Here is a 25,530-nt window from a genome sequence, read left to right as displayed (position 1 = left end):
ACTATCCGCCTCGAACGAGATAGTTGATCAGCCACAGAACAAGGCCGATGGTCAGGAGAAAGCCGAGGATGCGGCCGATGCGCGTGCCGATGTGCTCGATCGGGTCGGACTTGTCGACGTCGGCAGCCGAGAGATGATTGCGCATTTCGCCTGTCTTGCGCGACACGAAGGAGGCGCCGCCGGGTTCGCTCTCGCGCGCAATGCGGTCGAGTATCCGGCGCGATTCCTTTTCGCCTTCGCTGTCTCTTGGCGACGCCATCGTCGAAATTCTCCAGGCATTCGCGCCAAATCAAACGCCGGTTTTCTCCGGCACTGTTTTTCGATAATGCTGTCGTATCAGTTGCTTTGTCGAGGACAAACAGATGCGCATGCAAGCTTCGTCGGCACTACCTGCTTTCCGTCTGCTTCCGGCTTTCGTCCTCCTAGCGATCGTCATGCCGTTGCTGTCGGCCTGTGGTTACAACACCATCCCGACCCAGGAAGAGCAGGCGAAGGCCGCCTGGAGCGAAGTGCTGAACCAGTATCAGCGCCGCGCCGACCTGATCCCCAACCTGGTCGAGACGGTGAAGGGTTATGCCTCGCATGAAAAGGATACGCTCGAAGGCGTCGTCGAGGCCCGCGCCAAGGCAACCCAGGTGACGGTGACGCCGGAAACGCTGACCGATCCCAACGCCTTCAAGGCTTTCCAGGACAACCAGGCCGGCCTCACCAGCGCGCTGTCGCGCCTGCTCGCCGTGGTCGAAAACTACCCCGACCTCAAGGCCAACCAGAATTTCCTCGCCTTGCAGGCCCAACTCGAAGGCACCGAAAACCGCATTGCCGTTGCTCGCCGCGACTACATCGAGACGGTTCGCGTCTACAACACCTCGCTCAAGACCTTCCCAGCCATGGTCTGGAACACGCTCTGGTTCCGCAACCAGCCGTTCCAGAATTTCACCGTCGCCGAAGACAAGCTCGACGCGCCCAAGGTGAATTTCGGCACCAGCCAGGGCGGGTGATGACGACAGGCATAGCTGGACCGCATCGGTAAAGTTGCAGGGATGACTTTGAGCGCGGGCGCCTGGACACCCCCCTCTGGCCTGCCGGCCATCTCCCCCGCAAAGGGGGAGATCAGCTGGACGCACGGCCTGTATTCATCGCAAACATTGAATGTCCAGCACCAAGGCCGGCGCTGCCAATCTCCCCCCATGCGGGGGAGATGGCCGGCTGGCCAGAGGGGGGTGTTCAAGCACTTCCCTGCGGTTCTCGCACTTCTGATTCTGCTGTTCGCGGCCCCCGCTTTCGCCGCTGAACTTCCCGCCCTCACCGGCCGCGTCGTCGACGACGCCGGCATCATTGACGCTGCCACCGAAGCCGAACTCGTTCAGAAACTCGCAGCCTTCGAGCAGAAATCCTCCGACCAGATCGTCGTCGCCACAATCCCCAGCCTCGATGGCGAGGAGATCGAGCCCTACGCCAATCGTCTGTTCCGTGCCTGGAAGCTCGGCCAGGCCGGCGAGGACAACGGTGTGCTGCTGATCGTAGCTCCCAACGACCGGCGCATGCGCATCGAGGTGGGTTATGGCCTTGAAGGCGTGCTCACCGACCTACACACCAAGCTGATTATCGAAAACACCATGGTGCCGGCCTTCCGCGGCGGCGATTTCTCGGGCGGCATTTCCAGGGCGGTCGACGATATTGTCATGGTCGTCGAGGGCGAAGGCGCCGAACTCGAGGCGCGCGCCAAGCGCAACGAGCAGAGCCAGTTCTCCGGTCTCAGCGAAGACGACATCATCTTCTTCGTGTTCATAGCGCTGTGGGCGGCACTTTTCTTCGGCGGTATCGCCATGGCCATCCTGCCGCGCATCTACGGCCGCAAGCTTGGACCCGGCCGCTACGAGTGGCTCGGCATGACCTTCAACTACAACCAGCGTTCCGGCTCGTCGTCGTCAGGCGGCGGCTGGTCCTCGGGTGGCGGCGGCGGAGGTTGGTCCTCGGGCGGAGGTGGCGGCGGTTTCTCCGGCGGGGGTGGCTCCTCCGGCGGCGGCGGTTCATCGGGGAGCTGGTAAGACGACATGACCCAGACCACGCTCACCCCCGGTGACCACGAGCGCATTGCCGCGGCCATCCGCACCGCCGAAGCCCAGACCTCGGGCGAGATCTACTGCGTCGTTGCCCATCGCAGCGATGGCTACTTCTTTGCCGCCGCCTTCGCCGTCATCACAGGCATCCTGCTGGTCAGCCTCGCTGCTGCCTTCGCGCTTGAGTATTGGTGGGTCGCCGTCCGGCTGCCGCACTTCGTAATCGTCCAACTGCTGGCGGTGGCGGCTGCCTGCGCGCTGTTGTGGTGGCTGCCCGGCTTGCGTATCCGGCTCATCCCGCGCGGCCTGCTCTACCGCGCCGCCCACGCCAATGCGCTCAGGCAGTTCTATGCCCGCAACGTGCATCTCACCACCGCGCGCACCGGCGTGCTGATCTTCGTTTCGCTGGCCGAACGCTACGCGGAGGTCGTCGCCGACGCCGGCATTCACGCCAAGGTGCCGCAGGACACCTGGGACGACATCGTTCGCGACCTCACCGGGCAGGCCCGCGCAAACGATCTTGCTGACGGCTTCGTTGCGGCCATCGCTACCGTCGGCACCTTGCTGGCCAGGCATTTCCCGGTGTCCTCGCATGACGTCAACGAACTCGACGACCATCTCGTCGAGATCTGACCCCACGGCCCGGGTGAGTCCATTTGGACACACCTGCTCCTGATCATCGATCCCGATCATGTGAAACGCCATTCCGCGTGCCGGCGAAGACTTTGCAACTGTCGCGACGCGGTCTATGGTTAAGAAACTATGAACACGCTGACGATCGACATCAGGAAAGCCGAACCTCGCGACGCGGACGCCATCGCCGAGGTCCATCACGAGGCTTGGCGCGGCGCCTATTCCGGCATCATCCCGCACCGCGCCCTGACCACGATGATCAACCGCCGGGGCGGCGAATGGTGGGCCAACGCCATCCGCCGCGCCGCAACCGTTCTGGTGATCGAGATCGGCGGCAAGATCGCCGGTTACGCCACGCTCGGCCGCAACCGCGCCCGCGAACTCAAGCAGCAGGGTGAGATCTACGAGCTCTACCTGCGCCCCGAATGCCAGGGCATCGGCCTCGGCAGCCGTCTCTTCGCCGCCGCACGCCAGCGCCTCGCCGACCACGGCCTCAAGGGCATGGTGGTCTGGGCGCTCGAGGAGAACGACAACGCGCTCGCCTTCTATTCCGGCGCCGGCGGCCGCGACATTGCCGAAGGTGTCGAGGTTTTCGACCACAAGGCGCTGAAGAAAGTCGCTTTCGTCTGGGAGTGATCCGGAAAGCAAGCCTTTCGTCGCAGTCCGCGGATATCAATATTGCATTGCACACGCGGCCCAAGGCGTTTATCGGGAGGCACCTTTAATTCTGGAGCTTCCCCATGCGCATCGATGCGATTTCGATCGGCAAGAATCCGCCTGAAGACGTCAACGTGATCGTCGAAGTGCCTGTCGGCGGCCAGCCGATCAAGTACGAGATGGACAAGGAAGCCGGCACGCTCGTCGTCGACCGCTTCCTCTACACCCCGATGCACTATCCGGGTAACTACGGCTTCGTGCCGCACACGCTTTCCGGCGACGGCGACCCGATCGACGTCCTGGTCTGCAACACCCGCCAGCTCATTCCCGGCTGCGTCATCAACGTTCGCCCGATCGGCGTGCTGGTCATGGAAGACAATGCCGGCCAGGACGAAAAGGTCATCGCCGTCCCGTCGCCCAAGCTGACCCGCCGCTACGAAAACGTCTTCAACCACACCGACCTGCCCGAGATCACGCTGCAGCAGATCGAGCACTTCTTCGGCCACTACAAGGATCTCGAGCCCGGCAAGTGGGTCAAGATCGGCGGCTGGCACGATGCCGCCTATGCCAAGAAGATGATCGTCGAGGCCATCGACCGCGCCAAGGCCCTGAAGGCCTAAAGCTTCTCGCGTCCAGCATCGTCTGGTGAACATGGGGCGCGGGTCGGCATTGCCGGCCGCGCCCTAATTCTTGGTCTTGCCTTCCGAGTAGAACACCGGCATCGGATCGCCGACGATCACTCTTTCGTCCGAGCCGCAGGCAAAGTCGCGAACCTGTTCGTCGGCGATCTTGCGCGCCAACTCGTTGGCCTTGGGTTCGCCGCTCGCCATCACCAATGCAACAACGCAGCCGTCCGCCTTGCCCGGCTGCCCGACCTTCGCCACCACCAGCACCTCGATTTCCTTGTCCCCCTCCGCCTGGTCCGACTGCACGTACCAGCGGCGGATGGTCGCGAACGGGACCACCTTGCCGTCATGGCTCGAAATGCGCCACTCGGCCTTGCCGGCACTTCTGTTGAACGTCTCGAAGCTCTGCCACGGGATGTCGACGAAATCGGCGGGCGGGAAACCGTAGAACACGGACTCCCTGAGGTCGGCTGAAAACACCAACACTGGGTAGCCGCGATATCCCGGGCAGATCATGTTGGCATAGTCGCCGTCATCGGCGCCGGCCTTGTCGAAGACCACGCAGTCCGTTTCGGTCCTGGTCTCGACATAGACGCTGGAGATGTCTTCGGCCACGGCCTGGTGCAACGGCATGGCAAGCGCCAGTGCCAAGACAAGCTTCCGCATTCCGCACTCCCTCCGAACCTGCGATGCCCGCAACATCCTGCGCGCATGCAACCGGAGTATGTCGCGCCCAAGCCACGTTATCCAGAGCTCGGGCTCAGCGCCTGGCGAGCTCCATCATGAGCTTGGCCAGTTCGCCTGTGTTGCCTGTCACGCGGATGGTCTTCAGTCGCGACGTTGCGCCGGCGACCACTTTTATGGAGTTTCTCGGAATGCCCAACTCGGCTGCGAGCAGCTTCTCAAGCGCTGCGTTGGCCTTGCCTTTTTCTGGCACGGCGCGCACCCGCGCCGCGAGATGGCAGCGTTCGTCGGCGGCCTGCTCTACACCTTCGACAGCATCCTTCGAGGAACGCGGCGTCAGCCTGACATAAAGCTCGACGCCGTCATCACGGCCCTTGAAGAAGCTGGCCGCCACCAAAAGTTCAGAGGACCAGCGGAGCCACCGTGGTGAGGATGAACTGCCTGACGAAGAACAGCGCAAGCAGAAGCACGATCGGCGAAATGTCGATGCCGCCAAGGTCTGGCATCAGGCGACGGATCGGCCTTAGCGCCGGCTCGGTCAGCCGGAACAGCATATTGCCGATGGTGCCGACGACCTGGTTACGCGGATTGACCACGTTGAAAGCATAGAGCCAGGAGAAGATCGCCGAGGCGATGATGATCCACCAGTAGAGGTCGAGGGCCAGAACGATGGTCTGAATGAGGGCGAGCATGCCGATCTCCAATGAATTGCCGACATTTAGCCATTGCAGGCCAGAGCGGCAAGTCCCGCCCGGCCGAACCTGCTTCTTCCGCCAGGAGGGATCGCCGTTACACAGCCAACGCACCACCGCAAGTGTCGCCGCCGTTCCCTTGGAATTAGCAGCGCCTTCTACGGCCCGTCTCGACCAAATTGTCGGCAACGTATGTGCTCGTCGAAATACGGAGCCCCGCCGGGGCCAATGCGGGCGATGTCGCCCCTACGTCAACTGCTCGCTTGACAGACGGCTCCGGCCGCCAATAAATGCGGCCATCCGCTGGACGGGGCTGTAGCTCAGCTGGGAGAGCGCGTCGTTCGCAATGACGAGGTCAGGAGTTCGATCCTCCTCAGCTCCACCAGCGGATCAAATCAGGCGCGCTTTCATCAATAGAGACAACAGATAGGACGGATGCGGAGAAAGCGCGCACCCGTCCAAGTACCCAATCTGCGTACCCAGCACTGTAGAATAATGTGAGGCAGACACGCCTCCGCTTGGGTCAAGCTGCTCACGACACCATCTGGTCAAGCAACCCTGAGGATTCGAAAGACATTAGCCCCGCTCATGTTCAGCGCTTCTGCAGTGGCGAAGCCTCTGAGCTCGATCGTGGAATTTGTCACAAATTGCGCAGCGAGAGGTCTGGGAAGCGTCGTGCGTGAAGCCGCAACGGGCCTGTCATGGATTGAACACCGCTTCGCTACGGGCGGCTCGGTTCTGATTCAAACGACGGCGGCGGAGATCGCTCCGGCCACTCCAGGGTTCTGTTTCCTGGCCCCTAGCCCGGTCTCGTTAGGCCTGGCAACGCGACCAGAGCGGCCCACCGGAATGTCCGCCTGCCAACTCCGTGAAGCTACACGCGCGCTCCGTAGGCCCTGCAGCTCCCTGACTTGTGACCGACAATGCCCAGTGCAAGCCTAGCTGCCAAGGAAATCTGCCTTCCCCAGGGGCACACCCTTGCCACGCAGGATGTTGTAGGCAGTGGTCATGGAGAAGTAGAAGTTCGGCATCGCATACTCCATCAGGTAGACGCATGCCGGCACCGATGTGACCCCATCATCCAGGGTGATCTGCTGCAACGACAGGTCGGCAGCTTCGAACAGTTCCGGCGCGATGTTGCTGATTACGGCCAACGCCATAGCTATGCGGGCATACAGGTCGGGGAACGTTTCAAAGGCTCCGTCGATCTGTAGCGCTTCTTCGCCGGTCAGAAGCGAGGCTGCTACGGACGCATGATTACAGCACAGCCTGATCTGGTGCGTCAGCGGCTTCATGGTCGGCGCGATGCGTGCCTCAAGCAACTCGGAAGCATGGACCCCGTTTTCGAGACAAAAGCGCTCGCCTTTGCGCAGGATGCCATCGAGAGCCCCAAGGGAGCGGACAAGGGCGGGTATCGGTGGCTGCATATCGATCTCCGGATTTGTGTGCCGGCTTCGTCAGCCGGGCTTTCAGGGCTTTCGCCGAGGCATCGTGACGGATGAATTCGTCGCAGTTTTTGTATCCATTGACAACAGTATATTGATACACTAGCGTTTCGATGAGACCACTTTCTCGGGAGGAGAGAGAATGTCGAACCGTCACCATATGATGGCAACCATTGAGCTCATCGGGGCGGATCAAGCCCGGAGCTCGTGGCGAGAATAGAATTCTCGAATCATAACATTTTGAATTTAAAATAGTTATTTTGACCCGAGCGATATGGGTCGAGATGACTGTTATTGCCAAGAGAGACCTCGGCTTGCGGATAGTACGCACCGAAAGGCCAGAATAATTGTATCCAAAATTCATACAAATGGATGCAATCAAATATCCGAGATGAAGTACAATCAGACGACCCCGCATAGGAGGTGAGGAGCCGATGGCGAACGTTAACGTGCGCAAGCTGGTCAAGTCGTTCGGCGTGGCGTCAGTGCTCAAGAGCATAGATGTCGACGTCCGTGACGGCGAATTTCTGAGTCTTGTCGGGCCATCTGGCTGCGGCAAGTCTACGCTGCTCCGCATGATCGCCGGGCTCGAGCAGATCTCGGGCGGAGACATTGCGATCGACGGCAAGGTGGTCAACGGCCTTGCCGCGAAGGACCGCGATATCGCGATGGTCTTCCAGAATTACGCGCTCTACCCGCATATGACCGTGCGCGAAAATATGAGCTTTGCGCTTGAGATGCAGGGGCTGAGCAAGGCGGAGATCGCGAAAAACGTGGCTTCGGCGGCGGCGGTCCTGGGGCTCGATGCGCTGCTCGATCGTTATCCGCGCCAGATGTCGGGCGGCCAGCAGCAGCGTGTCGCCATGGGGCGCGCCATCGTGCGCAATCCGAAGGTCTTCCTGTTCGACGAACCGCTGTCCAACCTTGACGCCAAGCTGCGCGTGCAGATGCGCGCCGAGATCAAGGACCTGCACGCCCGTCTTAAGGCAACGATGATCTATGTCACCCATGATCAGCTGGAGGCGATGACCATGGCTGATCGCATCGTGGTCATGCGCGCCGGCGTCATCGAACAGATCGGCACGCCGCTCGAGCTCTACGATTTTCCCGCCAACTCCTTTGTCGGAAGCTTCATCGGCTCGCCGGCGATGAACCTTGTGAAATGCACTGTTGCCAACAGCGAGACCGGCCCCGTCTGCGTCACGGCGGGCAACCAGATTCTTGCGCGGCTGCCGGTGACGACAAAGGTCACGGCAGGGTCCAAGGTAGAAGTAGGCATCCGCCCCGAAGACCTGGAGGTCGCTGAACGTGGGCCGAACGCGGCGGTCGTGGTCGTCGAACCGACCGGCCCCGAAACCCAGGTCACAGCCAATCTCGACGGCCAGATCATCACCTTGGTTCTCAAGGGTCGCGCGCCGCTCAGCCGCGACGAGAAAATCTCGCTGAAGATCGACACCGAGAAGATGCACCTCTTCGACGGCGAGACCGGCAGGAGAATCTAGGCCTTTCGAAAGGGTCGGCGGGGTGGAGGACACACGAGATCCGCCGGTCAGGTGAAGTTCCAAAAAGGGATGGAGAACATCATGGACTATAGGAAGAGCATGACCACCGGCCTCGGCGTGTCGCGCCGTTCGGTGCTTTTGGGCGGCGCATCGCTTGTGGCGGCTGCGGCCATCCTGCCCTCGCGGACCTTCGCGAGCGGACCTGGGACCAATCCGGGCAAATACAAGCTCGACCTCGGCGGCTATACCGGACCCGAACTTACCGATGCCCCGATCACCATCAAAGTGATGCGTCAGGAGTTCTCGCCCGAGATCAATGCCCCGATCGCGGCCGCCTACAAAGCCTTCAACGAAGCCTATCCCAACATCACCATCGAAGAAGAGCGCGTGCCCTATGGCGACCTCGCCAAGAAGGTCCAGCTCTATGTCGCCTCGGGCTCTGCCCCCGACATCATGATGGGCAGCACCGAACTGGCCCCGGTCTATGCCGCCGGCGAGATCGCCGTGCCGCTCAACGACTATTTCTCGCAAGACTTCATCCAGGATATCTATCCCGCCATGCGGGAGGCTGCCACGATCGACGGCAAGGTCATGTGCCTGGCCTGGGAATCGAACTCCTGCTTCGTCTATTTCAACCGCGACATCTTCAAGCGGGCCGGCGTGAACACCCCACCTGAGGTTACCGACGTGGACGGCGGCTGGACAGCTGACCAGATGCTCGACGCCTTGCGCGCCATCACCGGGAAGCTGCGTAAGGACGGCGACCAGGCGACCTTCGGCATGGCGTCCTCGCGTTTCGGCAATCGCGGGCCGGGCTCGAATTATTCGCAGATGGAAGGCATGTGGGTGCGCATGATGGGGGATCCCTCTGCACCCAAGGATTCGACGCTCTACAAGACCTTTGCTGGCATTTCCGAGGACGGACTGACCGCGTCGGGCTATCTCGATACGCCCGAAGCCATCCAGGGCATGAAGAACTACCAGGCGCTGTTCTCCGAAGGGCTTTCGCCCAAGGGCATCGTGGCCGATCACTACAAGGGCGGTGCTGCGGCCATCGACTTCTCGTCCATGGCTTTCGCCAACACCTTCCGCAAGAACGGCGCACCTTTCGACTGGGGCGTTTCCCCGCCGATCCGCGGCAAGATTCCCTTCGCCTCCAGCGTCGCCGATGCCCCCTTCATCTATTCGGGCAGCGAGCACGTCCCGGAAGCCGCGGCATTGCTAGCCTTCCTGCTCAACGACACCAACCGCCGAGCCTTCTACGAGGTGCGCGGCTCGATGCCGTCGCGCAAATCGCTGACCGATGAATCTCCGGCCTACCAGACCGACCCGGTGGCTATCCTCTGCGCCAAGGTAGGCGAGCGTGCTTACGGCTCGCCCAAGTCCGTCGGCTGGCTGGACTACGTCAATGCCGTCAATCCGGCGGTCAAGGACATCGCGCTCGGCGTCGACGTGGAAGAGCGCCTCCACACCACTGCGGCTCAGATCGACCGCCTGCTCGCCAAGTACCGCTAGAGCGGCACCCAACCTCCCTCGGGACAGCCGCTCACCTCCCTCGCCACGTCACGTCGCGAGGGAGGGCATGAACTTCATTCCGAAAAGGCCTGGCCAATGTTCAAAGGATTGTGGATCCCTGACCCCACCCGGCGGGGCGAAATATTCGCCGGTCCGGTGATGGTTTTTCCGGTGCTCCTGGGATTGGGGCTGTTTCAGTTCTGGCCGCTGGTGTCGGCGGTGCTCAACAGCTTCCGCACCTTCAACGCTTTCACCAAGCGTCCTAATGGTTGGGCCGGCTGGGACAATTTCACCCAGATCTTCGCCGATCATGTGTTCGTCAATGCCATGCTGATAACGCTGGTCTATATCGTCCTGATGATAGTGGTGGTCGTCCCGATGGCGTTAGGGCTTGCCATCCTCCTCGACAAGCGCATGCGCGGCACGATGCTGGCCCGCGCCGCCATTCTCGGCGCGCTGGCTTCGTCCGAAGCCGTGGCCGCGCTCATCTGGGGGCAGCTCTATGAGCCGGGCACCGGCCTCTTCGACGCGATCCTGAAGGCGGTCGGCCTGCCTGAGCAACCGTTCTTGACCTCCGGTCCCTATGCCATTGTCTCCATCGTCGTGATGACGGCCTGGAAGGATGTCGGCCTGCCCATGCTGATCTTCCTCGGTGGTCTGCAGGCGATCTCGCCGCAGGTGATGGAAGCCGCCGCGCTCGACGGCGCCAGCTCGTGGCGCATCTTCCGGCGCATTACGCTGCCATTGCTTCGGCCCAGCATCATCCTGGCCATCTTCATGGTTACGGTGGCAGCAGCACGGCTGTTTACGCCCATCATCCTCCTGACTCAGGGCGGACCGAACGGCCAGACCACCAACCTTCCATTCTATTCCTACGCGCAGGCGTTCGAGTTCTCGTCGCCGGGCACTGCCTCGGCCAGCGTGATGTTCATGATGATTGTCCTCATCGGGATCACGGTTCTGCAAGCCTATATGATCCGCGACCCGAACGGCAGGAGGCAGTGATGGCAGAAAACGTCAACGCTGAGGTCCAGCTGGCGGCAATTCCGGCAGCCGCCACATCGACACCGACCGCGCGCGACCCGGTCAAGCTGATCGGTACGCTCAGTCTCCTGGTCATCGCCTTCGTGTTTGCCTTTCCCGTCGTCTGGGCGGCTCTGACATCGTTCAAGTCCACCGCCTCAGTGATCGCCACACGCTATCCACTGTCGCTCTGGAGCTTCTTCCCGCCCGAGCCGACGCTGGAGAACTACGCGGCGCTTTTCACCGATATGAATTTCGGCCGCCACCTCTTCAACACCGCCCTGGCGAGCGGCGGGCAGGTGATCCTCGTGGTCATCACCTCGACCCTGGCCGGATACGCTTTCGCCCGGTTGCGTTTTCCCGGGCGGGAAGTGCTGTTCGCCCTGACGCTGTTGACCGCCTTCATCCCACTGGAGGTGATTCTGGTTCCTCTCTATCAGGTGGTTTCGGCCATGGGCCTGACCTCGACCTATCCGGCACTGTTCCTGCCCTTTGCCGCCCAGCCGTTCGGCATCTACCTGATGCGGCAGAGCTTCATGCAGATCCCCACCGAGCTCGACGACGCGGCCCGCGTCGATGGTGCCGGCACCTGGCGTATCTTCTGGCGCATCGCCATGCCCAATGTGAAGCCTGCGCTGGCGACACTAGTCCTGATCCAGTTCATCTGGTCGTGGAATGCCTATCTGTGGCCGCTGGTGATCATGCAGGATCCCAACAAGCAGATCGTCCAGGTCATGCTCGCCGGCCTCAAGGGCTCGCCGAATTACTCGCTCGACGGCCCCCTGTTCGCCGGCCTGACCTTCGTGACCGTGCCGCTGATCGTCATGGCCATCGTCCTGCAGCGCCACTATGTGCGCGGTCTCATGACCTCAGGCATCCGCTAGGGCCCAGGAACTTCACCTCGGCCTCATGCCCGGTGGCCGGGGAACCTCCGTTTCAATTAATGCATTCCAAAGGAGCTTTCCATGCGCCTGGGTATTGATGGCCGCAAGATTCCTGAAGCCCGTAAGAGAGGACCGATAGGCAGCATCGAGCATGCAGCCGAACTGGGGCTGGAAGGAACATTCTTCCGCACGGTGCTGGAGATGAGCCCGTCGCTCGACAGCGGCGAGCTCCGGGCGATCCGGCAGCGGTCGGATGAGCTGGGCATGTATCTTGAAACCGGGCTCGGCAAGATCAATCCCTATGCCACGCCCGAGACGCCTGAACTGCGGCAGATCGGCGATGGCGACATCCTGCTCGGTTTCCGCCGCATGATGGAGATCTGCGCCGAGATCGACTGCAGGGAGCTCTGGGTCGGCACGGCCAGTTCGAAAGGTATCTATCCACGTCGATGGTCGGTTGACCGCTTCCGCACCGACGTGAGTTGGGACGACCAGATGGTCGCCATCGAGAAGTTCCTCGGCAAACTCGTCCCTATCGCGCTCGACCTGGGCATTCACATCAACATCGAGACCCACGAGGAGATCACCAGCTTCGAGATCCTGCGACTGCTCGAAACCTTCGGCACCGATGCGCTCGGCGTCGTCTATGATTCCTCCAATGGCCTGCAGCGATGTGAGCACCCGGTGATGGCGGCCAGGCGCGTCGCGCCCTACGTGCGCCAGACCCATCTGAAGGACGCTGCCGTCGTGCCGGCAGAGGGGGGCGCACTGATGCAGTTCCGGCCCTGCGGACAGGGCGTGATCGACTTCCGCGCGGTGCTAGCCATCGTCCTTGCCGCCAATCCCGACGTCAACCTGACGATCGAGAACGAGGAGCCGTCAGAGGAGAGGGAGAAGCCTTATGCCGCCCGCCTGCTCGAAATCCACGACGAGAGCTGGCTTTCCGCCCACCCCGACCTCACGCTGACCGAATACGCTGCCTACACGTCGATGATGATGGCCTTTCAGGCACGCATTGCATCAGGAACAGCCTGCGACATCATGCGTGGCACCAGGCCGTTCGGCTATGCCGAGGCCATCGCCGACATCATGCGAAGCGCCGACCACATACGCGAGGCCTGCGGGGCACTTTCCTAGCCACAGAATGCGGGAGTGGAGCGTCAAGACAGGACGCGGATCACGACGCCGTGGCAAGGCCTGGCGGATGCCAAGAGAACTGCGAGGCGGCCCGGCTGCCGGCTCGCCGACTTGGGCAATAAGCAGCTCACTCGCGGCTGTAGGGCACGCCAAGCGCTTCCGGTTGATGGGTGCGCGACCTGAGGCCGGCGAGCAGGACCAGCGAGGCGACATAGGGCAGGATCAGGAAGAAATGGTGCGGGATCGACACCCCGACCACCTGGGCATGGATCGCGATCGCTTCTAGCAATGCGAAGATAAAGATCGCGCCGACCACGCGGAACGGCATCCAGTTGCCCGCGATGATGGCAACGACGACCAACCAGCCGCGGCCGGCGATAAGGTCGGGCACAAAGCGGTCGGAATAGCCGAGCATCAGGAAGGCACCGCCGAAGCCGGACATCAGGCTGCCGAACATGGTCGCCAGGCACTGGCGCCAACCGACGCTCAGGCCCTTGACGTCGAGCGCCTTGGGGTTCTCGCCGACGCAGCGGATCTCAAGGCCGAATTTGGTACGATAGAGGAAGAACCATACAGCGACCGGCAGCACAAACGCGACGTAGGTCAACAGCCGCTGCGAGAACAGGATCGGACCGAGGAACGGAATATCCGATAGCAGAGGAATGTCGACCTGATCGAAGCCAGCGAACTTCGGCGGCTCGCGGCCGATGACATAGGTCTGAAACCAGAACAGGGTGAGCCCTGTAGCCAGGAGGTTCAACGCCAGGCCGGCGACGAACTGTTCCGCCTTCAGGACGATGGTGACGAACGACATGATCAGGCTGATAAGGGCACAGGCAAGCACGGCGGCAAGCAGCGCCAGCCACGGCGACCCGGTGGTCGAGGCGACGACATAGGCGACCACGGCGCCGAGCAGCATTGTGCCCTCGACCGAAATGTTCCAGATGCCGGCGCGCTGCGTGACCAGTTCACCCATGGCCGAGAACAAAAGCGGCGTGGCGATCCGCACCATGCCGGCCAGGATGCTGATCAGCAGCGGACCTTGCAGCAGCTCAAGCATGGACCTTCTCCTCGACGCGCACCAACTGAAGTTTTGTCGCGACTGCGGCACAGAGGAAGAACAGCAGCACCAGCCCTTCCATCGCCGAGACCAGGCCGGCCGGCGTTCCGCTTTTCAGTCGCATGTAGATGGCGCCGCTCTTCAGCGCACCGAAGAACAGGGCGGCCAGCATCACGCCGCTCGGGCGAAGGCCACCGACCATGGCAACGACGATGCCGGAACTGCCGATGCCAAGCAGGGTTTCGGCGCGCAGCCGGTGCGAGGTGCCGAACAACTCGCCTGCCCCGGCCAGTCCCGCAAGGGCACCCGACAACAGCATCACGACCAACAAAAGCCGCCGGATGTCGGTGCCGCGGAAGCGTAGCGCGGTCGGGTTGGAGCCAAAGGCGCGGATCTCATAGCCGAGCGACGTGCGCTCCAGGAGCACGGCACAGAAAGCGGCGGCGGCGAGCGCCAGAATGAAGCCGATATGCATCTTGCCGGAGCCCTGGCCGAACAGGATCGGCCATTCGAGCAGCGGATTGACCGGCGACGACTGGTGATAGGCAACGGTAAGGCCACTCTCCATCCACGGGCCACCATCCAGAAGATAGGCGAGGACGTAGATGACGATATAATTCAGCATCACGGTCGAGATGACCTCGCTCGTGCCGAAACGGACCTTGAGGTAACCGGCCAGCAGGCCGAGCACGCCACCACCGACAAGGCCGGCAATGGCAATCAGCAGCCACGCCAGCCAATAGGGCAACGGCGCCACCCAAAGGCTCATCCAGTAGGCCGCCATCGCACCGGCGAAAACCTGCCCCTCCTGGCCGATGTTCCATATCTTGGCGCGGAAGGCGATGACCGTTCCGAGCCCGACAAGCAACAGCGGCGTCGCTTTTGCCAACGAGCCGTAGAGCGCGTTCTGGCTGCCGAAGGCACCAGTTAGCAGCGCAGAAAACGCTTTCGCCGGGTCGCCGCCCGAAAAGGCCAGCAAGGCGGCCGACGTCAGAAAGGCGCATAACATCGCCGTGGAGTAGCAGGCGACATTCCAGCCCAGGCTGCTGCCCGAGCGTCGTTGAACTGAGATCATTGGACTGTCCGTTCAGGCTCTTTGGCGTCTCCCGCCATCATCATTCCGAGGTCGAGCAACGAGGTTTCCTCTGGGCGCACGATGCCCATGATCCGGCCCTTGAAGATCACTGCGATGCGGTCGCAAAGGCGCAGCAGGTCGTCGAGTTCCTCCGAGGCCAAGAGCACGGCAAAACCCGCTGCGCGCTTTTCCAGAATCTTTTCGTAGACGAACTCGGAAGCCGCAACGTCGAGCCCGCGCGTCGGCTGGTTGGCGAGCAGAAGCCCGCGCGCATGCAGGAATTCGCGCGCCAGGATGACGCGTTGCGCATTGCCACCCGACAGCCTCTCGACCGGCAGCTCGGCCGACGCCGTCACCACCTTGAATTCCTCGATCTTCTTGCGGGCGAGCAGGCCGAGCTTGCGCCGGTCGAGAAACGGCCCACGGCCATACTCCGGCGCACGCTGCCAGCCAAGCACAAGGTTCTCGGCCGTGCCAAATTCCGGGATCAGCCCTTCGAGAAAGCGGTCGTCGGGCACGAAACCGACGCCGCGGTCGAGCATTTCCCGTGATGTGGGCGCTACGATCACCTCGCCATCGAGCGAAAACCCGCCCGAACTCGCCGCACGCACGCCCATCAGAACTTCGAACAGCTCCTTCTGGCCGTTGCCGGCGACGCCGGCCAGGCCAAGGACTTCATGCCTGGCGATGTCGAAGCTGACATCCTTCAGCACGTCCTCGCTCCAGTCGCCCTTTGCGCAGACATTGCGCACGGACAGGAAATCGCCGGCCGGCGTAACTGACCGGTCGCGGACATGCTTGGTCACCCTGTGTCCGACCATCAGCGCGGTGATTGCCTCCGCCGTGCTGCCGGCGGTTTCGACGGTTGCCACGACCTTGCCCTTGCGCAGGATAGTGACCCGGTCGGACTGCATCACCTCGCGCAGCTTGTGGCTGATCAGGATGATCGACAGGCCGCGGCTACGCATGCCCGAGATGATCCTGAACAATTGATCCGACTGCTGAGGGGTGAGCACTGCGGTCGGTTCGTCGAGGATCAGCAATTCGGCGCCGAAATACAGCGCCTTGAGGATCTCCACCCATTGCTGCTCGCCGACCGACAGCTGCCAGATCTCGCGATCCAGATCGATGTCGATGCCGCACTCGGCACAGAGCGCCAGCACCTTGCGGCGCGCCTCCGACTTGTTGAGGAAGACACCGACATCGGAGCTGCCGACGATGATGTTTTCGAGAACGGTGAAGTTGGAGACCAGGACGAAATGCTGGTGCACCATGCCGATGCCGAGGCGGAGCGCGTCGGCGGGCGAATTCAACTCGGCGGTCTTGCCCTTGAACACGATCTCGCCGCTGTCGGCCCTGTAGTAGCCGTAGAGGCAGGCAGACAGGGTCGATTTGCCGGCACCATTCTCGCCGAAGAGGCAATGGATCTCGCCCTTACGCACGTCGAGGCTAACGCCGTCATTGGCGGCGACCGCGCCGAAGCGCTTGGTAAGATTGTGCACCTTGAGCAGTTCTTCGACAGCCACAGGCTGCGCCATTTGTGCCACGCAGTTCACTTCACTTCCGCCGTGTTCACCGCAACGACGAGCGCGCGCGACAGGATCTTCTGCCGCGTCGCGGCAATTTCCTGCTTCACGGCATCGGGCAACTTGGCTTCGAACTCATGGTAGGGCGCAATGTCTGTGCCGCCATCGGCCATCGAAAACCATTTCGGTTCCGCGTTGCCGCTGAATTGGCCACCGGCCTTGTGCTTCTGCCATTCGTCGAGCAGCCACCTGAGATCAGGCTCCCAGTTGATGACCGCGCTGGAAGCAAGCGCTGACGGCGCATTCTTGCTCTGATCGCTGATGTTGGCGAAGCACATTATCTTGTGCTCCTCGCAAGGCTTGAAGTTGTCGGTCAACATGAACACGACGTCGGCGCCGGAAGCGATCTGGACATTTGCATGCTCGGCGGCCAGCGCATTGTCCGACCAGGAGCCGATAAACGAAACACGATGCTGAATGTCTGGACGGATCGAGCGTGCACCATCGAGATAGGCGTTGATCTGATCGTTGACGTCGTCGGCCGCAAACGTGCCGACCAATCCGATCACGCCGGACTTGGTTGTCCTGCCGGCGAGCATGCCGAGCAGGTAGGACGGCTCGTGCAGCCGCTTGTAGAGCCAGTACTGGTTGGCGCCGATCGGCACGTTGCCGGAGCCGGCCACCACAAACATGATGTCGGGGAATTCGGCGTTCAGCTTCTTGATCTGGTCGGAGTAGCGGCCGTGCCCCCAGATGATGTCGTATTCGCCGCTCTCGGCGTAGAGGCGCATCGCATTCTCGGCGTCCTCGTTCCAGAGCGGGTCGGTGTACTCCCAGGAAAGGTCGATTGTCGGTGCGATCTCGCCCTTGATCTTGTTGAGCGAGTCGAGAAGCGTGCTGCACCAGCCGACATCGACACGGCTTTCCATGATGATTGCGATCTTCAGTTTGGTCGGCTCGGCGGCGAATGAGCGGGCAATGCCCGCCAGCAGGATTGCTCCCGCAGAGCCGAGAAGTGCCGTGCGACGGGTGATGTTCGGTGCCATGTAAGGTTCCTCCATTCCAGCTCGAAACTGTCCCATTCCGCCTGAGTGCTCGCGCTCAGTCTGCTCTGGCAGACCGCGCAAAGCGGCGGAAACCTGCACCAACGACGTTCCCCTTGGTCTTATCTGTCGTCGGTTTTTGGTCTTGCAACCATTAGCTCAAGCTTTCATGCCGGCGTAGGCGCAACAATGGCTGCTATTTCAGTCAGGCATATCCCTGGTTAAACACGGCGGCTGTACATTCATGCAGCGCGGCTGGAGTTGCCCAAGATGACGCCGTAGCGAAGGCCGCGGTCGCGAAGCCAGCGGCGATAGGCTGCCGAGGCAGCGTCGGCGCGGATCGGCACTTCGGCACGTGTGTCGAGCGGCAAGCGCTTCGGCACCTGGTTTTCCAGGATCGGTTTGTCTTGACCGAGAATGGTCTGGTGGAAGCTGCGCATCGCAGCAAGGTTGGTCACATCGTCGACCAGGCAGATGACGATATGGACCAGCACGCATTCTTCGCTCACCGGCTGGCCAAACAGGGCAATGACGTCGCGGCGCGAGGCGTCCGTCGAGCCTGTCTTGTAGAGCACCGCGCAAAACGGATGCGGGATGCGGTAGACATATTCGGTATCCACGCCGCTGTCAGAACCGGCATTGGCCTGCGGCTGGTAAAACTCGCATTCGGTGACTAGAATTTCCGGCGGCTCCGGATAGACCGTGACCTTGTAAGGCTTGACCTCGGTATGCGGCTCCTCGCCGAGAATCCCGGTGTGGACGAAGGGGAAATGCCCCATGTCGAGAAAATTCTCGACCGCGCGCGGTGCCGACACGGCGACGCGCGTGACACCCTGGACGATGACACTGCGGTCGGCATCATTGAACTCGACGATCTCGAACAGGTCGCGTGGAGGATTGCCGAGCGTCGTCCACAAATAGCCGAAGCGTTCGATCAGCGGCAGCGCCTCGTCGCCCCGCCATACGCCGAGCACGTTGGCACGTCGCCCAACCTGGATCGCCTGGCCGAGCAGGATCGTCGAGATCGTCGTGTCGGCAGGCAGCTCTTCGAGGGAGGCCACGACATGCCATTCGTCGAGAGCGACCGGATCTATCGAAGCGAGGTTTCCCATACTGGCCATCCGCAATACTCATTCAGCACCGTTGCGGCCTCGAAACAGGCCGCAGGCGATAGTCGTTCGGTTCAGCGATTTCGGAGCGATTGCGGGCAGCGTTGGCCCGGCGCCATGTCTGGCGGACACCTGGGTGCCTTATACAGTCGTTCCTCCGCCGCCGGTCTGGCTGGTATCTTGGTTGCAGCTCCGATCGGCAGGTGAAGAATTCCACGGATGCCGCCCAATCCGCCATGCACCCGGTTGGCAATCACATATCGCCAGTTCATCCGCGGACGAACATGCGCCAGGCCGCGTCCAAGCATCGGCCCGAAAATCGGAAACGATTTTCGGAAAGCACGATGCTCGGATTCAAAGGACGCTCAAGCACTACGCGCCTGCTCGCCCAATTCCGTCGGTGAGCAATCGAACGCCAGTTTCACTTGGCGCGAGAAGTGGTAGGGGTTTTTGTAGCCGACCTTGTAGGCGATTTCGCTGATCGACAGTCCGGTCCGCTGCAAAAGGTGGGCGCCATAGTCGACACGGCAGCGCCAGAGATAACGCGCCGGCGTCATGCCCATATGCTTCTTGAAGGCCGAGACCAGATATTGCGGGCTGACCCGCAATTGTTCTGCAACATGTTCGATGGTGAGGTCGCCGGCGAAGTGCTCGTCGAGATAGCGCCTGGCGCGCAGGATCGTCTGTGGCATCGGTTTTTCCGCGGCCAGGACCCCTGCCTCGTAGATGTAGGCATTGAGCAGCGCGTTGGTCAGCGCCTCACGCAATCCGCTGCGACTGTCGCGGTCACCAATGCCGAGGTCGACGCCAAGTTGCATGAGCGTCTGGACCTGAGGCGTAGCGTCGATGAACGGCACGAACTTGCCGGCTTCCTGATAGAGCCATCCAGCGTTCTGCGGGCGACCGTCGCACCAGCTGACATGAGAGAGGACGCCTTCCTGCGCGATGTAGTTGTAGCGCTCGTGCGTCAACGAGAAGGCGCACTGCCCAGCCTCGAGCCTTGTGACCCTGTCGTCAGCCTCGATCGTGGCACTGCCGATATGGATGACGATGAAGGCGAGATAGTCGCCCATGATCGGCCCATACTGGCCGCCGGTCTCATAGGTAAGTTCTCCGAAGGTGTTTTCGCGGCTCAGATCGATCGGGGGCAGACGCATACGGATCTTTCGCAAATGTCCGGAGAGGCGGGCCAGAACTCGCGGCTCCCATGCATGGTGCGCGTAATCATCGGAGCATTGCTCCGCCGGCGCAAGCCAGCGGAGCCGCGACTGCCGGAACGGGCAACGCTAGAACGATGCCTCCATGCGCACGAAGCCGCCAATCATATCGGCGCCGTCGACGGCAAAATTGTCGTAGAAGCCGAGCTCAGGCGTAACCATCAGATCCGGCACGACCTGATATGCGACATTGGCAACCGCCGCAAAATTCTCGTCCTCGTCATAAGACAGCTGGAAATTGACCGAGGCCTTGTCGGAAGCCTTGATCGAAGCACCGCCCCACAGCGCCCACCGGCCGCCCCAGATACCGTAGAACTGGGAATAAGGCGCGCTGTGGTCGCTCTTTAGGCCGGCCATTGCAAATGCCGAAATCGTATCGCTGAAGGTGGCATCGAGGCGCAGCTTGCCTGACCACTCCTCCGACACCGAGTCGTAGGCAGCAACCACGGCCACGCCACCCCATGATTGAGCATAGGACAGGCCTGCCACGACATGCGGCATGTAGCTGTCGACAACGAACGGGTCGTAGCCGGTTTCGAGTGACACGGCCGCGGTGAAGCCGTTTTCGTTCTTGTAGGTGTAGGCGATCTGCGGCGTGGCGAACGGGCCGTAGCCGATGACGTCGTCCTTGGAGACGTAACCCGCATAGTTGACGAAGGTGATGAACAACGAGTCGTTCACCCCGATGCGCAAACCGCCCAGCTCGATGATGGCACTCTCGATCTCCATCGCTTCGTGGCCGCCGTCGGCATCGATGTCATGCTGGAAGTTGATGTGCATGTAGCGGCGCAACGTGCCGAGTTCCGTCTCCGAGCGGGCATCGATCTTCAGCGCCGCGCGGGCCCGCTTGAAATAGGTGTCGCCCCGGCCGTCGTCGTCACGGTCCGCGCCAAACAGATCGCCCACGCCGATCTCGTAGCGGATGTAGCCGCCGACACGCAGGCAGGTTTCGGTCCCCGGCAGATAGTAGAAGCCGACGCCATAGGTATCGCAGATCCTGACATAGCCGATCGGCTCCGGTTCGGCTGCGACCATGGCATCGGCCGCCTGGGCGCCGTAAGGCGCACCGATTGCCAGCGCGCAGCCAAGCATGACTTTCCTGTAGTTCATTGTCCCGGTTTCCTCCCGATTTGCAGCTGTTCTGATTCCATGCCGGGGGTGGACATCCCCGGATGCAGGCGGCAATCGTCGCGATCCAGAGCGCTCCTCCCCGTCAGCTGCAGGCAACATGCGTCGCCCCCCATCGCGTGACGGAGGTTCATGCTGCCTGCCGAGAAACGGCCGGCCTGGATGTGGTATGTGCGGCGATTGCGCTTCGACGTTAGGACAGGCGTGGCACTGTCCGAATGGCCGGGATACGCAAAACCATATCTGCAGGTAATGCGGGGGCCGCTCGCGACCTAGCCGAACACGACCGTCCTGCGTCCGTTGAGCATGGCTGAATGCGTCACGCGCTCGGTGCCCTGTTCGATGACCGAGCCCTCACCGAGGTCGGCGGTAAAACATGGTCATGGCCCTGCTCTTCACGCGCCGGCCCGCAGCCGGCGGGCTCCCCGATATTCGCTGAACCAAGCAAGCGTCTTTTCCCATCCGCCGAAGGGGAAGAAGTGCAAATGCAGCGGCCCCGCCGGTTGCGGATAGCTCGCAGACATTGCTTCAAGCACATCGGCGGGATTGCGGTCGGCGATGACATTGAACAGCCCGCTTGCCGATCGCTTCAGCGCCGCGATCGAGGGCCCTACCCCGCACATCATGGCGAACTTGATCAGTTTGGCCAGGCTGGTCACGCCGGCAAGCCCAACATGCACGGGAAGTTCGGGGTACTGTTCGTGCAAGCCTCGTGCCCAGGCGCCCATGGCGGTACCGTCGAAGGCGAATTGCGAGACGATCCTGGCATCGATGGAGCGGGCGTCGCAGATCTCAAGCTTGCGCCACAGTGCCTCCGCCAGAGCGGCCTCTGAAATGCCTGGATGTCCCTCGGGGTAACCCGCGACAAAGGCCGTACGAATTGTCGAGTCGCCAAGCACGGGATGGGCCAGCAACTGCGCCGATTCACTCATCGGCCCCGGGAAGAGCGCCGGATTGCCGCCCAGGAACAACGCTTCGGTGATGCCGTTTTGGCTGTGAGCAGCGACGAGGTCGACAAAATCCTTCTCGGTCTTGAAGTTGCGGGCGCCGAGATGGGGCACCGCGATGTAGCCCATTTCCCTGATACGCAACGCTGCCTCCACCTGCATCGCCTCGGGCTTGCCGGTGAGATGGGTCAGGAACACGCGCGAGCCCAGCGGAAACTGCTCGATGTCGGGTGCGAAGCTGCGCACCTGCTCAGGCGCGAGCTCGATAGACATGGCTTGTGCTGCGCACCGAGCAGACGGCCTTTCAGCAATGGTGTCAGTCATTTCGGTCATGGCCTGCCCTTGATTTCTTGCGGCGAGCCTCATGCGTTCGCCGCCACGGCGGGCGACGCCACATGTCCGGCGCCGGGCGGATCAACCGCCCGGCTGCGCGTTCATGGGAGAGGATGCGCCAGGCGCCTGGTCAGCCGTTTGCGCGCTTCAGCGACAGGAACGGCAGTTCGATGACGCGGGCACCGACGTCGATGGTTTCGCCGTCGCTGGTCCAGCGCAGGGTGAGTTGCGAACCGATCTCGGCTGCCTTGCCGCGCAGATGGCCGAAGCCGATCATCTTGCCGACCGATGGCGACCAGGCGACACTCGAGGCGTGGCCTACCTCGGCGCCATCATGGAAGGCCGGCACCGGGTACCAGCGCACCCGCCGGAGATTGCCCGGCGCCCCGCCCTCGAGACCCTTGCCGCCGGCGGCTCGCGACCAGTCGATTTCGAGGCCGACGAGCTTTCGGTGATCGCCCGCGTCCGACATACGCTGAAGGGCGGCCTTGCCGACGAAGTCGGTCTTGCGCAGGTCGATCAGGCGCCCAAGGCCAAGATCGTATGGCGATGCGCGGAACCGGCCTTCGGCCTGGATGCCAGCGCCGCCGTGATCGGGTCCGGCGCTGGTGTAGTCGTAGCCGACAATCAGCAGCCCAGCCTCCAGCCGCGCCAGATCGAGCGCCCAGGCACCAGCGGGCAATATGTCGAACGGCTCGCCTGCTACCTGCACCGCATCCCATACGGCGGCACCATCCGCAGTCTTGACCCAGAGTTCGTATCCGTGTTCGCCGGTAAAGCCCTGGCGCAGGATTTCGACCTGCCGACCGGCAATGGTGACGAAACCGAGCCGCGAGAACGGCAGTTCGTCGAATGCATTTCCGGTCACCGCACGCAGCACTTCCCGCGACCGCGGTCCCTGCAATGTGAGGATGCCATAATCGTCGGTGATATCGGTCACCACGACATCGAGGCCTTCGGCATGGCTCTTCCACCAGGTGAAGCCCGGATCGGCCGAGACACGAAAGGTGGTCTCGTCCATACGGAAAACGAGGCCGTCGCCAACGACATGACCATTCTCGTCGCACCATGGCGCATAATATATCTGGCCAACCTTGAGCTTGGTAATGTCGCGCGGAATCAGGCTGTCCATCAGCTTCTCGGCGTCGGCACCGGCAATGACGTATTTCGACAGCGGCGACATGTCGCCCATGGCGACCCGGTTACGGATTGCCGCAAGTTCCTCGACCATGTCGGAATAGGCGTCGACGACCATGTTCCTGTCCCAGCGCATCCACAAGGCGTTCTGGTTCAGCGGCGCCGTGCGCTCCACGAACGGTGTGCCGCGGAATGCGACCCGCGCATCAGCCGCGGCGGTCAGGCCAGTGATGAATTTGACGTCGTCCATAGAATTCTTTCCTCCACGCGCCCACGAGCGGGGCAGCAATTGCCGATGTCGGTGCGCACCGTCTTCCCCGACACGATCGAATTCACCTCGGCCATGGAAGAATTGCCGCGGGCACATGCCCGGCACTGTTCCATCGCTGCTTTGGCGAAACCCTTTCAAAGGGCCACTTCAACCGCATCTATTGCTGTCGAGATTTTCACGGAGGAACAAAATTCGGAATGCCCGGAGTTGCCGGAGGGATACCTGGGGTTCAAGTGCGGCAGTCGGCACAGGCGTTGTTGAAGACGCGCAGGCATAGTCGAACATGTCGTCCACCCATTGGGAGTGCGCATGCCGATCATGAAAACATCTAATTGGCGCATGTGACGTGCAACGGCTAACCGTCAGCCATGTGGTGATCATCCTGTGGCGGCGAACGGCACACCAGGATCGTCGAGATGCTGATCTATGCGCCGACGACCTCTACCGCTCCAGGAAGGCACGTTCGGCTTCCAAGGGGTAGCCCAAGCAAATGGACAAGACCAAGACAGCCTGGGTGAACCAGGCATGGACGATGCTGGCCCTCGTTGTGATGATTGGCGTCAATCTTCGGCCCTTCATCACTGCGCCGGCCACCCTGCTCCCATCCATCGTCGCCGATACCGGCATGGGATACGCCGGCATCTCTTTGCTCACATTGCTGCCGATGGCACTCATGGGTATTGGCGCCTTTGTCGCACCGGCCATCCAGACCGTGGTCGGAACGCGGCAAGGGTTGCTGGCAGCGCTCGCCTTGCTCATGGCAGGGTCATTGCTGCGGTTTGCCGCCTTTGACGGCGATATGATGATCATGACGGCCATTCTGTGCGGCGCAGGAGTTGCTTTCGTCCAGGCGGTGTTTCCCGGGATCATCAAAGCGCGGTTCCCCGCCAGCGTACCGACAGTCACCGGACTGTATTCGGCCATGATCATGGGGGGCGGCGCGGTCGGCGCTCGGTTGATGCCTGTGCTCGCAAATGCTGGGTACAGTTGGCGGGCAGCTCTCGCCTGGCTGGCAGCTCCGGTGTTCGTGGCGTTGCTGGCCGCCTTCCGCATCCTCGCACCTGCGAAAGCGCCTGGGCTGGCCAGGCCGATGACGCGGCTGCTTCTGCTGCGCCCGCGCACCTGGGCACTGATCGCAGCATTCGGGCTGGTCAATAGCGGCTACTCGTCGATGGTGGCCTGGCTTGCGCCCTACTACCAAGCCCAAGGCTGGACGGGTTCGCAAAGCAGCAACCTGGTAGCCATCATGGCTTTGTGCCAGGCCGTCTCGGCCTTCGGCCTGCCCTTCCTGGCCCGCGGCGCTTGCGATCGGCGCCCCTGGCTCTTGTTTACGGCTGCCGTCCAGCTCGTCGGCTTCCTGGGTCTGGCAAGTTTTCCAGCACCTTACGCCTGGTTGTGGGTCGCACTCTGTGGCGTAGGGCTTGGTGGCAGCTTCGCGCTCGCCATGATAACTGCGCTCGACCATCTGCCCCAACCCGATCAGGCGGGTGCACTTGCCGCAGCGATGCAAGGAGGTGGGTTCCTGATCGCGGCGTTGGGACCTTATGCCATGGCGATGCTGCACGGTTTCAGCGAGAGTTTCGCAACCGGCTGGGTCATGCACGCCATACTCGTAGCAGCAAGCGCACTGCTATACGTCCGTTTCGATCCCAGCCGTTACGGCGAGGTCATGAAGCCGATCGAAGCGCATCGACCCAGTCCCTCAGCGACCACATAGATCGTCAGTGCATCGCACCCCGGGGATGCACTGGGGGAGCGATGCGCGACTTGCTGGCCGCCAGCCACGCCGCCGACAGAGCATCCACAAGGCAGGTGTCGGTGAACAC

At 62.0% G+C, this 25,530-nt stretch carries 25 protein-coding genes and 1 tRNA gene; 12 read left to right on the top strand and 14 right to left on the bottom strand.

Going from position 1 to position 25,530, the window contains the following annotated elements:
• Position 1: 1 nt before the first annotated feature.
• The gene (locus DY201_RS05300) at positions 2-259 is read right to left on the bottom strand and encodes a hypothetical protein (RefSeq protein WP_115730305.1); all 258 of its coding nucleotides are present in this window, start codon (positions 257-259) and stop codon (positions 2-4) included.
• A gap of 103 nt (positions 260-362) precedes the next feature.
• On the opposite strand from DY201_RS05300, the gene DY201_RS05295 reads away from it, so the two are divergent.
• The 5 genes from DY201_RS05295 to ppa all read left to right on the top strand — a co-directional run bounded on the left by DY201_RS05295 (position 363) and on the right by ppa (position 3,970).
• Positions 363-998: a LemA family protein gene (locus tag DY201_RS05295; protein ID WP_115730304.1), complete on the top strand. Its 636-nt coding sequence runs from the start codon at positions 363-365 to the stop codon at positions 996-998.
• 189 nt (positions 999-1,187) lie between these two features.
• Positions 1,188-2,048, top strand: a complete 861-nt coding sequence (locus DY201_RS05290) for a TPM domain-containing protein (protein ID WP_115730303.1) — start codon at positions 1,188-1,190, stop codon at positions 2,046-2,048.
• A gap of 6 nt (positions 2,049-2,054) precedes the next feature.
• Positions 2,055-2,693, top strand: a complete 639-nt coding sequence (locus DY201_RS05285; RefSeq protein WP_115730302.1) for a TPM domain-containing protein — start codon at positions 2,055-2,057, stop codon at positions 2,691-2,693.
• A 129-nt stretch (positions 2,694-2,822) separates the two neighbouring features.
• The gene (locus DY201_RS05280) at positions 2,823-3,329 is read left to right on the top strand and encodes a GNAT family N-acetyltransferase (protein ID WP_067956474.1); all 507 of its coding nucleotides are present in this window, start codon (positions 2,823-2,825) and stop codon (positions 3,327-3,329) included.
• Positions 3,330-3,433: 104 nt separating this feature from the next.
• Positions 3,434-3,970, top strand: a complete 537-nt coding sequence (gene ppa / locus DY201_RS05275; protein WP_115730301.1) for an inorganic diphosphatase — start codon at positions 3,434-3,436, stop codon at positions 3,968-3,970.
• 63 nt (positions 3,971-4,033) lie between these two features.
• Here the strand turns inward: ppa and DY201_RS05270 are convergent, their stop codons facing one another.
• From DY201_RS05270 to DY201_RS05260, 3 genes are all read right to left on the bottom strand, one after another.
• Positions 4,034-4,642 carry a hypothetical protein gene (locus tag DY201_RS05270; RefSeq protein ID WP_115730300.1) on the bottom strand — a complete coding sequence of 203 codons (609 nt, stop codon included), beginning with the start codon at positions 4,640-4,642 and terminating at the stop codon, positions 4,034-4,036.
• Between the two features lie 94 nt (positions 4,643-4,736).
• Positions 4,737-5,054 (bottom strand): DUF167 family protein, encoded by a 318-nt coding sequence (locus tag DY201_RS05265; RefSeq protein WP_115730299.1) that lies wholly within the window; start codon positions 5,052-5,054, stop codon positions 4,737-4,739.
• Between the two features lie 7 nt (positions 5,055-5,061).
• Positions 5,062-5,352, bottom strand: a complete 291-nt coding sequence (locus DY201_RS05260; protein WP_115733604.1) for a YggT family protein — start codon at positions 5,350-5,352, stop codon at positions 5,062-5,064.
• Positions 5,353-5,661: 309 nt separating this feature from the next.
• On the opposite strand from DY201_RS05260, the gene DY201_RS05255 reads away from it, so the two are divergent.
• Positions 5,662-5,737: transfer RNA gene (locus tag DY201_RS05255), tRNA-Ala, on the top strand.
• Positions 5,738-6,290: 553 nt separating this feature from the next.
• Here DY201_RS05255 and DY201_RS05250 read toward each other — a convergent pair.
• Complete coding sequence (locus DY201_RS05250) at positions 6,291-6,779, bottom strand: DUF1993 domain-containing protein (RefSeq protein WP_115730298.1); 489 nt, start codon at positions 6,777-6,779, stop codon at positions 6,291-6,293.
• A gap of 452 nt (positions 6,780-7,231) precedes the next feature.
• On the opposite strand from DY201_RS05250, the gene DY201_RS05245 reads away from it, so the two are divergent.
• The 5 genes from DY201_RS05245 to DY201_RS05225 all read left to right on the top strand — a co-directional run bounded on the left by DY201_RS05245 (position 7,232) and on the right by DY201_RS05225 (position 12,858).
• Positions 7,232-8,299 (top strand): ABC transporter ATP-binding protein, encoded by a 1,068-nt coding sequence (locus DY201_RS05245; RefSeq protein ID WP_115730297.1) that lies wholly within the window; start codon positions 7,232-7,234, stop codon positions 8,297-8,299.
• Between the two features lie 81 nt (positions 8,300-8,380).
• Positions 8,381-9,814 (top strand): ABC transporter substrate-binding protein, encoded by a 1,434-nt coding sequence (locus DY201_RS05240; protein WP_165915925.1) that lies wholly within the window; start codon positions 8,381-8,383, stop codon positions 9,812-9,814.
• Positions 9,815-9,910: 96 nt separating this feature from the next.
• On the top strand, positions 9,911-10,819 hold the full coding sequence (locus DY201_RS05235) for a carbohydrate ABC transporter permease (protein ID WP_115730295.1): 909 nt from the start codon (positions 9,911-9,913) through the stop codon (positions 10,817-10,819).
• Positions 10,819-11,721 (top strand): carbohydrate ABC transporter permease, encoded by a 903-nt coding sequence (locus DY201_RS05230; RefSeq protein WP_115730294.1) that lies wholly within the window; start codon positions 10,819-10,821, stop codon positions 11,719-11,721. The genes DY201_RS05235 and DY201_RS05230 overlap by 1 nt, the downstream gene beginning before the upstream one ends.
• Positions 11,722-11,802: 81 nt before the next feature.
• Positions 11,803-12,858: a sugar phosphate isomerase/epimerase family protein gene (locus DY201_RS05225; protein ID WP_115730293.1), complete on the top strand. Its 1,056-nt coding sequence runs from the start codon at positions 11,803-11,805 to the stop codon at positions 12,856-12,858.
• 127 nt (positions 12,859-12,985) lie between these two features.
• Here DY201_RS05225 and DY201_RS05220 read toward each other — a convergent pair whose 3' ends face one another.
• The 9 genes from DY201_RS05220 to DY201_RS05180 all read right to left on the bottom strand — a co-directional run bounded on the left by DY201_RS05220 (position 12,986) and on the right by DY201_RS05180 (position 23,683).
• The gene (locus DY201_RS05220) at positions 12,986-13,918 is read right to left on the bottom strand and encodes an ABC transporter permease (protein ID WP_115730292.1); all 933 of its coding nucleotides are present in this window, start codon (positions 13,916-13,918) and stop codon (positions 12,986-12,988) included.
• Positions 13,911-14,993, bottom strand: a complete 1,083-nt coding sequence (locus DY201_RS05215) for an ABC transporter permease (protein WP_115730291.1) — start codon at positions 14,991-14,993, stop codon at positions 13,911-13,913. The genes DY201_RS05220 and DY201_RS05215 overlap by 8 nt, the downstream gene beginning before the upstream one ends.
• Entirely contained in the window at positions 14,990-16,531 is a 1,542-nt protein-coding gene (locus DY201_RS05210; protein ID WP_115730290.1) for an ABC transporter ATP-binding protein, read from the bottom strand. The genes DY201_RS05215 and DY201_RS05210 overlap by 4 nt, the downstream gene beginning before the upstream one ends.
• A 14-nt stretch (positions 16,532-16,545) precedes the next feature.
• Complete coding sequence (locus DY201_RS05205; RefSeq protein ID WP_115733603.1) at positions 16,546-17,565, bottom strand: BMP family protein; 1,020 nt, start codon at positions 17,563-17,565, stop codon at positions 16,546-16,548.
• A gap of 239 nt (positions 17,566-17,804) precedes the next feature.
• Positions 17,805-18,674: an aromatic ring-hydroxylating oxygenase subunit alpha gene (locus tag DY201_RS05200; protein ID WP_115730289.1), complete on the bottom strand. Its 870-nt coding sequence runs from the start codon at positions 18,672-18,674 to the stop codon at positions 17,805-17,807.
• Positions 18,675-19,036: 362 nt separating this feature from the next.
• Positions 19,037-19,828 carry a helix-turn-helix transcriptional regulator gene (locus tag DY201_RS05195; protein WP_115730288.1) on the bottom strand — a complete coding sequence of 264 codons (792 nt, stop codon included), beginning with the start codon at positions 19,826-19,828 and terminating at the stop codon, positions 19,037-19,039.
• 129 nt (positions 19,829-19,957) lie between these two features.
• Entirely contained in the window at positions 19,958-20,998 is a 1,041-nt protein-coding gene (locus DY201_RS05190) for a porin (RefSeq protein ID WP_115730287.1), read from the bottom strand.
• A gap of 413 nt (positions 20,999-21,411) precedes the next feature.
• Entirely contained in the window at positions 21,412-22,329 is a 918-nt protein-coding gene (locus DY201_RS05185) for a methylenetetrahydrofolate reductase (RefSeq protein WP_245431899.1), read from the bottom strand.
• Positions 22,330-22,426: 97 nt separating this feature from the next.
• The gene (locus DY201_RS05180) at positions 22,427-23,683 is read right to left on the bottom strand and encodes an aminomethyl transferase family protein (RefSeq protein ID WP_115730285.1); all 1,257 of its coding nucleotides are present in this window, start codon (positions 23,681-23,683) and stop codon (positions 22,427-22,429) included.
• A gap of 511 nt (positions 23,684-24,194) precedes the next feature.
• Between DY201_RS05180 and DY201_RS05175 the strand changes: the two genes are divergently transcribed.
• Complete coding sequence (locus DY201_RS05175; RefSeq protein ID WP_115730284.1) at positions 24,195-25,421, top strand: cyanate transporter; 1,227 nt, start codon at positions 24,195-24,197, stop codon at positions 25,419-25,421.
• The last annotated feature ends 109 nt before the right edge of the window (positions 25,422-25,530 follow it).

It is taken from the genome of Aminobacter aminovorans (assembly GCF_900445235.1).
GTDB classification, from domain to species: Bacteria; Pseudomonadota; Alphaproteobacteria; order Rhizobiales; family Rhizobiaceae; genus Aminobacter; species Aminobacter aminovorans.
This window is presented reverse-complemented; position numbering and strand designations above follow the sequence as displayed.